Origin of the sequence: Methanosaeta sp. UBA458, assembly GCF_002496085.1 — an archaeon.
Classification (GTDB): Archaea; Halobacteriota; Methanosarcinia; order Methanotrichales; family Methanotrichaceae; genus Methanothrix; species Methanothrix soehngenii.
On sequence record NZ_DAIK01000016.1, the window covers coordinates 1 to 10,901 of the forward strand.

Annotated in this window: 11 protein-coding genes and 1 pseudogene; 5 read left to right on the forward strand and 7 right to left on the reverse strand. The window is 50.4% G+C overall.

The genetic code is table 11. The annotated features are described in order from the left end of the window. Positions 1-3: 3 nt before the first annotated feature. Together BP822_RS00925 and BP822_RS00930 are read right to left on the reverse strand one after the other, a co-directional pair. A complete protein-coding gene (locus BP822_RS00925; protein ID WP_013720323.1) occupies positions 4-1,176 on the reverse strand; it encodes a M24 family metallopeptidase in 1,173 nt (390 codons plus the stop codon). Between the two features lie 196 nt (positions 1,177-1,372). Then, positions 1,373-2,428 (reverse strand): RNA-guided endonuclease InsQ/TnpB family protein, encoded by a 1,056-nt coding sequence (locus BP822_RS00930; RefSeq protein WP_286877539.1) that lies wholly within the window; start codon positions 2,426-2,428, stop codon positions 1,373-1,375. A gap of 488 nt (positions 2,429-2,916) precedes the next feature. Between BP822_RS00930 and BP822_RS00935 the strand changes: the two genes are divergently transcribed. From BP822_RS00935 to BP822_RS00945, 3 genes are all read left to right on the forward strand, one after another. Beyond that, positions 2,917-3,489 carry a 5' nucleotidase, NT5C type gene (locus tag BP822_RS00935; protein WP_013720321.1) on the forward strand — a complete coding sequence of 191 codons (573 nt, stop codon included), beginning with the start codon at positions 2,917-2,919 and terminating at the stop codon, positions 3,487-3,489. A gap of 416 nt (positions 3,490-3,905) precedes the next feature. Then, a complete protein-coding gene (locus BP822_RS00940; RefSeq protein WP_013720320.1) occupies positions 3,906-5,828 on the forward strand; it encodes a GNAT family N-acetyltransferase in 1,923 nt (640 codons plus the stop codon). Positions 5,829-5,995: 167 nt separating this feature from the next. Continuing rightward, positions 5,996-6,799, forward strand: a complete 804-nt coding sequence (locus BP822_RS00945) for a 4Fe-4S binding protein (RefSeq protein ID WP_013720319.1) — start codon at positions 5,996-5,998, stop codon at positions 6,797-6,799. Positions 6,800-6,847: 48 nt separating this feature from the next. Here the strand turns inward: BP822_RS00945 and BP822_RS00950 are convergent, their stop codons facing one another. Continuing rightward, the gene (locus tag BP822_RS00950; RefSeq protein ID WP_273271409.1) at positions 6,848-7,792 is read right to left on the reverse strand and encodes an alpha/beta hydrolase; all 945 of its coding nucleotides are present in this window, start codon (positions 7,790-7,792) and stop codon (positions 6,848-6,850) included. A gap of 109 nt (positions 7,793-7,901) precedes the next feature. On the opposite strand from BP822_RS00950, the gene BP822_RS00955 reads away from it, so the two are divergent. Then, on the forward strand, positions 7,902-8,342 hold the full coding sequence (locus BP822_RS00955; RefSeq protein ID WP_013720316.1) for an SRPBCC family protein: 441 nt from the start codon (positions 7,902-7,904) through the stop codon (positions 8,340-8,342). A gap of 74 nt (positions 8,343-8,416) precedes the next feature. Here the strand turns inward: BP822_RS00955 and BP822_RS00960 are convergent, their stop codons facing one another. From BP822_RS00960 to BP822_RS00975, 4 genes are all read right to left on the reverse strand, one after another. Continuing rightward, complete coding sequence (locus tag BP822_RS00960) at positions 8,417-8,731, reverse strand: hypothetical protein (RefSeq protein WP_286877536.1); 315 nt, start codon at positions 8,729-8,731, stop codon at positions 8,417-8,419. Between the two features lie 391 nt (positions 8,732-9,122). Further along, a complete protein-coding gene (locus tag BP822_RS00965; RefSeq protein ID WP_286877538.1) occupies positions 9,123-9,701 on the reverse strand; it encodes a DUF937 domain-containing protein in 579 nt (192 codons plus the stop codon). Positions 9,702-9,876: 175 nt separating this feature from the next. Further along, entirely contained in the window at positions 9,877-10,389 is a 513-nt protein-coding gene (locus BP822_RS00970; RefSeq protein WP_013720313.1) for a nitroreductase family protein, read from the reverse strand. After that, positions 10,346-10,492: a hypothetical protein gene (locus tag BP822_RS00975; protein WP_157863819.1), complete on the reverse strand. Its 147-nt coding sequence runs from the start codon at positions 10,490-10,492 to the stop codon at positions 10,346-10,348. The genes BP822_RS00970 and BP822_RS00975 overlap by 44 nt, the downstream gene beginning before the upstream one ends. A 79-nt stretch (positions 10,493-10,571) precedes the next feature. Between BP822_RS00975 and BP822_RS00980 the strand changes: the two are divergent. Then, a pseudogene (locus BP822_RS00980) lies at positions 10,572-10,901 on the forward strand (hypothetical protein); the annotation flags it as partial.

Genomic DNA, 10,901 nt, shown 5'->3' on the forward strand with positions numbered 1-10,901 from the left:
GCCTCAGACCTCCCAGATCTCCAGGGGCATCTCCGTCAGCCTCAGGGCTCCAGATGATGTCGTCAGGAAGGTGTCCTCCACCCCTAAAACACCTTTGCCCGGATAGATGATCTTGGGCTCCACGGCGATGGTCATCCCTTCCTGGATCTTGTGGTCCAGCGGGGCGAGCACCGGATACTCATCCAGCTCAAGGCCTACACCGTGACCCACAAAGCCGCATTTGCTCCCTACCGGTCCACCCAGGAAATCGCCATAGCCCAGGCGCGCCCCCTCTGATTCTGAGAGCTCGAACAGCTCTCTAGCCGTCCTGCCCGGCTTCATCTCCCTGGCGATGGCCTCCTCGATCTGGCAGGAGGCCTCGTAGGCCTCCACGAGCTCCGGCTCGATCTTGCCCAAAGAGAAGATCCTGGTGGCATCGGCGATATATCCATTGCAGATGCCCACCGTGTCCACAAATACCGGTTCGTTTCTCTTTATCTTTCTGTAGCCTGGACCATGAGGAAACACCACCGAGGTTCCCTTGCCGCCGGTGGGCGAGGCCAGGAAGCTGGGGATGGCAGCGCTCGATCCGGACATTATATGGCCTATGGGAACGATGCTGTTGAAGCGGCGAAAGCGCAGGGATCCCTGATGGCCCATCAGCCTCATCTCCGATTCCATGCGGCACATCAGCTCCACCTCAGTCATTCCCTCTTTAATATGATCCGGAACGGTGGAGAATCCCTCCACCAGCATCTGTGCTGCTTCCTTGGCCAGTTTTATCTCGAACTCTGACTTGACTGAGCGGATATGCTTGATCCTCTCGGCAACATCGACAAAAGAAGCATCCTCCAGGGCCTTGTTCACCCTAAAGTAGAAGCTGCAGGGAAGGACATCCATCTCCAGGCCAATGGTAGCGCTCGTTTTGATGCCCAGGTCCTCTTTTAGATTTCTCATATTCTTTAGCGGCCGGACCTCCAGGGGCGACTCCTCTTTTGCCCTCACCAGGCTTCTTTTCATCATAATAATCGGCTCGCCGTCTCTGGGTATGTAGACCAGTCCGTCCTGGGCGGTTCCAGAGAAGTAGCACATGTCCACCGCCTGAAATAGAAGGGCTCCGTCGATGTCGTCCATCCGATCTTTTAGCTTTTTTATCCTGCTATCGATCTCTGACTTGGGGTGAAGAACATAATCCATTTTGCCTGCCTCTTATAATCCATTTATTATATCTTTTTTTATCATCAATTGAGCCTGGCCGTTATTGCAGTGTTTTGCTGGCTATGCATTTTTGCCATTCTGTCAGTGATGGTGCATGGCTGATCATCTTGATCATTTATTTACCTAACCATCTTGATCAAGTCAACTACCGCGTCCTGAAGGGCGCGGCTTGCGACTACGCAAAAAGTCGTGTCGCGTCTGGCGGGCTGACATTACCGCCCTGAGACTCCAGGATATACCTCAAGTCTCGTGTTCGGTGCTCTATGTTCATAGCACCAGCTCTGTCGGCATGGGTTTCGTAACCGCATTTTTCGCACCTGAAGGCTACGCCGCAGCGGTTATTTCGGCTGATGTGGTTACATCTGGGGCAAGTTTGGGAAGTATATTCAGGATTTACGTAAATTATAGCTATCCCGGTCTCTTTGGCTTTGTATTCCACAAAAGCCTGTAGTTGCCTGAATGCCCAACTGCTATGCTCGTACCTGAATTCTGTGGAGACTTTGTTTTCCGTTCTCTTCCTGATGCCCGTCAAATCTTCCATGCCGATTGCCGAAACGCCGTTATCTACAGCAAATTCTATGAGATCCTTGGATACCTTATGGTTGACGGCAGTCATAAACCGTGTCTCTCGGCCTGCTATTTTTCTAAGAGTTCTCATAGAAGATCGAGTGCCCAAATATCGACCGCCTGCCTTCTGCAATCTCTGGCGTTCCTTGGATCGGATGTTTCGGTGGTTCTTGATTTCACCACCTGCAAAGAACTTGCATTGCTTGTCCGTGGTAGATGCAACCGCCAGACAATTAATACCGACATCAACACCCATGAAAGTGGATGCATCAACTATATTCTTGTCTGGAATATCCTTCGCACAGGCCAAATGGAAAAAGTAAGCTCCGTTTTTGTGCAAACAAAGCTTGGATGCCAGGTATTTCCAGGACCCGTCTAAGTATCTCTGAGCATACTGGTAATTCAAGATCTTATATCTCCTGCGCCCCGCTAATGTAGTTATGCTCAAAGTGTCTCCGGATAAGCCAAAATCGCGTTCGAACGAGAATGTAGCCGAGGTTGGATCGAAATCGAGGAATTGCCATTCTGATTCTCTTTTGTCGATCTGACTCTGAAGTGTTTTGTAAGCTCCCGAAACCTGGCGAGCTACATTGCAAGCCATCTGAGATTTCAGGGTTAAGATTGTTCCGTAGATGCTTGTAAGTGGCTTTTTGGATAAGTCCACTTCCAACAGGCTTGCCGATGTCAAACACGATTTGCGAGGCATAATTCATGCCTTGGGAGAATGCTCCTAGCAGCTCTGCTAGGTCATTATCCGGTGCATCTAGCTTCAGGATAATGGTCTTTGTGAGCTGCATGATTTGGTATATTCACTTAATGCTACATATGGTTATCCTGGGTGAAGATATTTGTACGCGCTCCTCCCCACCGTAAACGATGAAAACTCCGCGCTGCTGCGAGTTGAATCGTACGCATGGCATTGACCACTGAACTGCCCATAGTCAGGTGCACAATAGGATCGTTGCCTCACCAGTGCATCCGGCGCAGGTTGAAACCTTTATATGGGTGCCCTGATTAAATGCATTAATAGACCCGCTGAATGAGGCAGTTGAGGATCAGCAATAGGATAATGCAGTTGAATGGAGCAGTTGAGCAGGACAGTGGTTGCATATCGATATTCACCAACTCAAATAAACGAGGTTTCCGCAAAAAATGACATTAAAGATCGCTGTGGACATCGACGGGGTGCTCGCAGATCAGGTGGCTGCTGTTCTGAGGGAGATCGAGAGGGAATACGGCCTCATATATTCCAAGAGCGATGTCGATCGTGCGCACTGGACCTTCGAGGGAAGGGAGGTCTGGGAGGAGATATCTAGATTGCTTTCGGATCCGGAATATGTGATGCAAGTGCCAATTATCCATGGCTCGCAAAAGGCGATAAAGAAGCTCAGCCACCATGATGTCTTCGTGGTGACCGCCAGGAGGCCGCATACCGAAGAGGCTACCCGCCGATGGCTGAGCGCCCATTTTCCTTCCCTGAAGGGCTACTACTGGGCCAGAACGGGGACCAAGCATAATGTGCCATCGGATGTGCTTATCGATGATCTGGACATCAATATAGTGGAGTTCGTGAAGAGCGATCCAGATCGGCATGGAATTCTATTTCAGCACCCATGGAGCCTGAACGGCACTGGAATTGAGGATTATCGCAGCCAGGTCTCATACTGCCCGGAATGGGAGAGCGTTGTGAAGGCGGTGGAAACCATTGACCGCTCACGCCAGTGAATTCTCGCTACTGGTGATATCGATCTTTTATAGTTAAGCCGAAAAATGGTTATCTTATGGGCTTCTGTCCCCTGGCCTGCGCTTTCTGTCGCCTCTCCTCCTGCTTTTCTTTCTTCTTATCCTTTCTTGCCTCTCCTCCAGCATTCTTCTTGAATAGGTTGATCATTGTCGATCTCCTCAATTAAACCCGATTATTGTTAAATGCTGACCATTTCTATATCAATCTATTCCCCTTTTAAGATAGATTCTCCATTGATAATATAATAATGTGCAAAGAGCGAATGACATCTGACCACAGCTGACCTTCATAATCTTCTCTTTTCAGAGCGATAGGCTGATTATGGAAGAAGAAGAAGATCCAAACAGGAATGAACCGAGAGGAATTGACATAAGACGCAAATGAGGAGAGACGGGCAATGAAAGACAAAAAGATCCTGGAAGAGTTCAAGAAGACATATCCTGAGAAGTTCCTGCCCCCAGAGGTCATATTCAGCCACATCCATGCAGGAGATAGGATCTTCATAGGGACCGGTTGCGGCGAGCCTCAATTCCTGGTGGCTGAGCTGGTCAACTACGTCAACAATAATCCCAAAGCGTTCTTCGATGCGGAACTGATCCATATCTGGACGCTTGGCGTGGCTCCATATACCGATGAAAAGTTCCAGGATAACTTCAGGCTTGACTCCTTCTTCGTGGGAGACAGCACCAGAAATCCGGTTAACCGTGGCGCAGCGGATTATACCCCAATCTTCCTCTCATCCGTTCCCGATCTCTTCCGCTCAGAGATGGTTCCGGTGGATATAGCCCTAGTCCAGACCTCTCTTCCAGACAAGCACGGCTACCTTAGCCTGGGGATAAGCGTGGACGTGGTCAAGGCTGCCCTGGAAAAGGCAGAGGTTGTGGTAGCCCAGGTGAACGAAAACATGCCTAGAACACATGGTGATGGCTTCATTCATATCAAAGATATCGATTTTATCCTTCCCCATGACGAGCCTCTCCTCGAGTATTCGGTTAAGGCTCCCAACGACATCGTGCAGAGGATCGGAAAATACGTCGCTCGTATCATAGAGGATGGCTCGACCATTCAGGTGGGATACGGCCTGATACCGGACGAGGTGGTGCACAGCCTCGAGAACAAAAAGGACCTGGGAGTGCATACGGAACTCTTATCCGATGGCATCGTCGAGCTGATGAAAAAGGGAGTGGTCACCAATCAGAAGAAGATCCACAATCCAGGAAAGACCATCGCCTCATTCTGCATGGGAAGCCGGGATACCTACGATTTCCTGGACGAGAACCCATCGATCGAGTTCAAGAGGATCGATTACACCAACAATCCCCTCATAATCTCCCGAAACAGGATGATGACTGCTATCAACAGTGCCATGGAGGTTGACCTGACCGGCCAGGCAACAGCAGAATCTCTGGGAGGTACCTTCTACAGCGGCACCGGCGGTCAGGCGGACTTCATGCGGGGAGCGGTCCTCAGCCCCGGAGGGAAGACCATTCTCGCTTTCCCCTCCACTGCACTGAACGACAGCGTCTCCCGCATCGTTCCCGTCCTGCAGGAGGGAGCAGGGATCACCTTAACCAGGGGAGACGTGCATTATATGGTGACTGAATACGGAATCGCCTATTTGCACGGCAAGAACATCCGTGAGAGGGCAATGGACCTTATCGCCATCGCCCATCCCAAATTCCGCCCCTGGCTGATCGAAGCCGCCCGGAAGAGATCTCTGATCTACAAAGATCAGGTCTTCATCCCTGGCGAGAAGGGAATGTATCCCGAGGAGCTGGAGACATACAGGACCACCAAGAAGGGGCTGGAGATATTCCTCCGGCCGGTGAAGATAACCGATGAGACCATGCTTAAAGACTTCTTCTACGATCTATCAGAGGACAGCATGTACATGAGGTTCTTCTCTGCCCGGAAGGATATGCCTCATAAGAGGCTGCAGGACTTCGTTGTTGTAGACTGGAGCCGGAAGATGGAAATCCTGGCGGTGATCAAGGAGAAGGAGAGAGAAAGAGAGACCATTATTGCTCTTGGCCAGTACGAGCTGAACCCAGACAAGTACCTGGCAGAGGTAGCAATAGTAGTAAAGGACGAGTATCATGGAATGGGGGTGGGCAAAGAGCTTCTCTCTTATCTGACATACATCGCCAGGAGGCATGGCCTCTTGGGCTTTACCGCGGACACACTGGTGGAGAACAAGGCCATGGTGAGCTTATTTGAGAAGATGGGATTCTATACGGAAAAAAGAAGAGAAGAAGGGGTATATGAGATGAAGATGCTCTTCCGCAAGTCCAAGGAGCAGAACCGAGAGGATGTGATATGAGAAAGAGCATTGCACTCCGTTCCTCAAATGCTGCAGCTATAGAATAATGATAAAATAATTATAAAATAGCGATGAAAGAGGGGGTGCCAGGGATATCTGAAGGGATCTTCAAGCCGCCGATAATCCCTGGTGATCCTTTTATCCTTTGAGCGGCATATGATCCTTTCATGAGCAATGAGCTGAAAGCCGCTATCCAGAAATGGTGCGAAAAGTTGGAGATACCCCTGGTGGGAGTGGCCAGCGTGGATCGATGGAAAGAACCCCCATTTCAGCCTTGGATGCCGGAGGAGTTCTATCCTCAGTCTATATACCCCGAAGCCCGGTCGGTGATAGTCATCGGCCTACCAATCAGCCTGCCAGTTCTGGAAACGTCGCCCTCTGTCTATTACCGGGAGCTGTACAGCACAGTCAACTCCCTTCTCGACCAGTATACCTACCGCCTGGCCAGCTATCTCACCCAATTGGGCCATCCTTCCGTCTTCGTTCCCAGGGATGGATACATCGGAATCCGGGCGCTGCTGAAAAATCCGGTGGCAATCTTCTCCCACCGCCATGCTGCCTTTCTGGCAGGCCTGGGAAGCTTCGGTGTGAACAATATGCTCCTGACGCCAGATTATGGTCCCCGGGTGCGCTTCGGCTCTGTCTTCACCTCCGCAGTTCTTCCATCGGACCCAATTAGAGATGAGAAGCTCTGCTCTGAATGCATGCGCTGCGTTAAGATGTGTCCGGTCAATGCACTGGATGAGAGGGATTACCCCCAGGGTCTGACCAATAAGAAGAGCTGTGCCGAGCATAGCAATGAGCTGAACCAGAAGGGCATATCCCCTTGCGGAATCTGCATCAAAGTCTGCCCGGTGGGTCTGGATCGGCGGCTGTTTCGCCGGGAGGATATATCGATTTATTCCCGGCCGGATCGCTTCCCGGAGGGCCACAGGGCCTGGGAGCATGCGCAAAACTACGGAGGGATATGAGGGAAGTTCGAGGGCTCAGATCATGATATGTGCATGATGCATATTAGATCATGAAACCATTCCTTTCAGCCCTTTTTCGATCCCCTCATCCATCTCCTGGCAGTAGCCATGCACTGTGCAGTCCACAGAGATCAGGCTCTTGGGCTGGGAAGCGAGAGCATAAGTTTTCACCGCCAGAGGATAGAGAATCACCGTATCGTTTCTGGAGTGGATCATAGCCAATGGCCGGGGTGCGATCAGAGGTAGATAGGTATCAGGATCGATGGATCGATAGAAGCGAATTATATCCTCATCCTCGATGCCCAACTGGGCAACGACGGCATCGGTACCATAACCGCAGGTGCTTAAGGCCAGAACGCCCTTAGATCTTTCATCCAGGGCGCAGGCGATGATGGCAGTTCGAGCACCATTGCTCTCTCCAGCATAAATGATCCTCTCCGGGTCGATCTCGGGCACAGAGCGCAGAACTTCGGCTGCAGACAGGGCATCATAGACCATCATATGCTCCACAGGCTCTCTTCCATCTATAAAAAGCGCAAGATCCGCATTAACATCAATCGCCCCCAGGTTTCTCTGGTCCAAGGTGATTGTGGCATATCCCAGGTCGGCCAGGCGCTTGGCCAAACCCTGCTCCCGCTCTTTGGTCACTGTGGCTCCGGGCAGGAGAACTATTCCGGGAATACTGTCCTTTTTGTTCGCATCATCGCTGACGGTCTTGCTAAATCTCGAAAGTCTCAAAAGTCCCGCCATCTCCGCTCCCCGGCTGGCATACCGAACTGTAATCAAGGAGCTATTGCCTTCAACCGTCTCCTCGCTCAGATTGAACTCGGGCATTGAGATCAGATAATCCAGCCTGCCATCTTCTTCCACCTTCCAGTCCAGGCTATTGAGCTTGGTTGCTGGAATGCTGCCGGGAAGGCCCATCCATCCAATGAATAGAGCAATAGCCAAAGCGGCAATTAGAAGTCCTGCTCCTGCCTTGTAGCTTGCCATTTTCTCGTATCTGCTCTTCACCAGACCTAGAAAAAGCTGGCGAAAAGGATCTTGAGATCGATAAACCTATTGAGTATGAGGAGATGAGTGATCCTGGAGAAATCCGGAAATGAAGATAAATGAATTAGCTCCCGTAATAGCCTCTCGAGAGGTTGAGGTCGAGGCCTCGCCAGAGACCATCTGGGATATCATCGTCGCCGTCGACAGCTGGCCGGACTGGAATTCGGATGTCAAGGCCGCCTTTATAGAGGGCGATCTGGCTGTCGGCACGAGGTTCAGTTGGAAGGCTGGCCAATTGACCATCCGCTCAACAGTCTTGCAGATGGAAAGGCCCCACCATCTGGTCTGGACTGGCACGACCACTGGAATTAAGGCGGTTCATCTCTGGCAGATCGAGAAGAGAGGAGAAAAAGCGCTCGTCAGGTCGGAGGAGTCCTGGGAAGGTCTCCTGCCAAGCATTCTGCGCGGCACAATGAAAAGGATGCTCTCAAGGTCGATCCAGCAGACGCTCTTATATCTCAAGAGGGAAGCGGAGAGAAGATCTTTATGAGGCAAGCTTTTGCATCATCATATGGCCTAGAGTGCGGCTGGCTAAAAAATTAAAGAGTCTTGTCAGTATGCCCTTTAGATGCTTGGAGCCCATTCCTGCTCGGCCAGGTTGATCAGAGTTCCGTTATCGCTTACCTCATAGCCAATGGGAATCTTGCCCCAGCTCCACAAGTCATCATTCGCTAACAGTCGGGCGTCGCCAGTCTGATTTGTCTGGTTTGTCAGGTTTTGCAGCATGCTCTCCTGGGCCGCAGAGGGGCTGGAAGAGCCTTCTGTCAGATTGGCCAGTATTGCCATGCCAGAATCTCTGCTGATGTTCACTGTATCCGTTGACTGGCTGCTGCATGCTATCGCTAAAAGAATCAATACAGAAATTATATACATCTTCATAAATATAACCACCTACGGCGTTATACCAAGACTCTCCAATGATATTATTGATAGGAGGATTCGACCAACGGCTTTTTTTTGGATGCTGCAGTCGCCCTCATCTATCAGCTTATTCCTTCCTCCTTCTTTCTATGTTCACCAACATATCAATTTTTGCATCGATATGAATTCTGGACGTTTCTGCAGCCGGGGAGCTGTCTCCAAATCAGCATTGTGAGGAGGAGAAAGGCTGCCCCTGAACATATTTGGCTTCACTGGCAAAACAGTCCTGTAGCTATCCAGCCTCATGCAGACCACCAGAACCTGGAATCCTATCAAAAATTTGTGGCTATTTTCTCATCTGCATGGCTGCTGCCGCAGGAGCAGCCTTCCCCACTCGGGAGAGATATAGCTAAGATTTAAGCAGCTTCTTGATCATCCCCATAAATCCACTGCCGCTGTCCTGTGCGGATAAGATATCCTTCATCATTGCTTCTGTCTCAGGTGACGAGGTGAGTGCCATCTTCGATTGCTCATCAAGCAGCTTTGAGAGATCATCCGGTTTCATCTCCTTTTCTGGGGAGCTTTTTGTCAAATATCCCAGAACCAGAGGCAGAGCCATAGTAAGCAGCTGGCCGACGACCTCCTGAGGCAGTCCAGTCTTTTTAGCGATCGATTGCTGAATGGGAATCATGCTGCTCCCCAATATGGAATTGAGCATGCCCGGTCCAAAGGATGAGCTGCTGCTGCCAAAGTATTTGGCCATGTCCTGCATTGAGTTGCCCTTGGCTGAATCGGCAAGACCGCTCAAGATAGCGTTCGCCCCATCATTGCTGGAGGCTTTGCTGCTCATGGCTCCCAATAATAGGGGCAGGCCCATCTCCAGGGCGGATTTGGTGGATTGTTCGTCTGCACCAACTTTGCTGCTTAATATAGAGAGATTATCTCCCGCCATAAGCTGTTCCATTGCCATATTAACCACTGAATCCATTAATTCATCTCCTAATGAACAGTTGAGCTATGTACTTGCTAAGCATATATGCTCTAATGAGTATTAACTCCTTTCTCTGGACATTCAGTAGTTCTAACCAGAGTTAATAATTGTCAGAATAAAAAAGATTGATGAGTTAGGACCATCCTCATGCCCTTTTCCCAACCACTCCTTCCTATGATTCCAGTATCTTCCCGTACTCCAACTCGCTCTTGGGATGGGGCTCCTTTATCTCATCAGGGTAGCCAAAGGCGATCATGCATTCCACCTTCGATCCCTCCGGCAGATCGAGGGCCTTTCGGATATAATCCTCAGAGGTTTGGCCATCATTATGCATCCGGTTTCGGATCTGGATCCAGCATGATCCCAGCCCCAGGCTCTGGCCAGTCAGCTGCAGGATGATGGAAGCGATGGAGCAGTCCTCAATCCAGACGTCCGATTCCTCATCCCTGGCTATGACCACCACACCCAGACTGGCTCCCTTCAGGAAGCCGGAGCCGCTTTGTTTGGCGCGGGATAGCACCTCCAGCATATCCTTATCGGTGATGAACAAAAGCCGCCAGGGATTGATACCCCTGGAGCTTGGTGAGCGCAAAGCAGCCTCCTTGAGCTGATCAATGATCTGTTCATCGATCTTCACATCCTTATATTTCCTGATGCTCCGCCGGTCTCTCAATATATCTAGCATAATCGTCCTCCACTGTCTGCTGAAATCTTTCGTCCCCCGGACATAAATCGTTTATCTTCCGTCTTTCATCTTTTATCTTCCAGATTTCATCTCCATCTTTCATCTTTCGTCTTCTCCGGGTTTATGCTCTCTTTTCAAAGCCGAAGAAAAGATATCAGATGCGGTCGATTGAAGATGGAGAGGTGACAAGCTCAATGGATAAGAAGATAGTCTATTTTGATGAGGGAGGATCGGAAAATACCCTAGAGACATTTCGGCTGGTGCAGGAGAGATCAAGCAGCCTGAACATCAGGAAGCTAGTCCTGGCTTCCACCACTGGATCTACTGCGGTGAAGGCGAAAGACTTTTTCAGCCGGGATGGTATCAAGCTGATAGTAGTGCCCCATCAGTGGGATTTTCATCGGGAGCAGAATGCCTTTCCTGATCCGCTGACGAGAGAGCTGCGCAGAGAGGGGCATGAGGTTCATTTTGGGACGATGCTCTTTCATACCGACGGGCTCTACGGCTCAAAC

Bases quoted from the DNA above. Each gene is read 5' to 3' on its own strand.
- BP822_RS00950 (WP_273271409.1), bottom strand. From the start codon at position 7,792: ATGGCAAGCTACAAGGCAGGAGCAGGACTTCTAATTGCCGCTTTGGCT.
- BP822_RS00935 (WP_013720321.1), top strand. From the start codon at position 2,917: ATGACATTAAAGATCGCTGTGGACATCGACGGGGTGCTCGCAGATCAG.
- BP822_RS00965 (WP_286877538.1), bottom strand. From the start codon at position 9,701: ATGGATTCAGTGGTTAATATGGCAATGGAACAGCTTATGGCGGGAGAT.
- BP822_RS00975 (WP_157863819.1), bottom strand. From the start codon at position 10,492: ATGAAAGATGGAGATGAAATCTGGAAGATAAAAGATGAAAGACGGAAG.
- BP822_RS00960 (WP_286877536.1), bottom strand. From the start codon at position 8,731: ATGAAGATGTATATAATTTCTGTATTGATTCTTTTAGCGATAGCATGC.
- BP822_RS00945 (WP_013720319.1), top strand. From the start codon at position 5,996: ATGAGCAATGAGCTGAAAGCCGCTATCCAGAAATGGTGCGAAAAGTTG.
- BP822_RS00970 (WP_013720313.1), bottom strand. From the start codon at position 10,389: ATGCTAGATATATTGAGAGACCGGCGGAGCATCAGGAAATATAAGGAT.
- BP822_RS00955 (WP_013720316.1), top strand. From the start codon at position 7,902: ATGAAGATAAATGAATTAGCTCCCGTAATAGCCTCTCGAGAGGTTGAG.
- BP822_RS00925 (WP_013720323.1), bottom strand. From the start codon at position 1,176: ATGGATTATGTTCTTCACCCCAAGTCAGAGATCGATAGCAGGATAAAA.
- BP822_RS00940 (WP_013720320.1), top strand. From the start codon at position 3,906: ATGAAAGACAAAAAGATCCTGGAAGAGTTCAAGAAGACATATCCTGAG.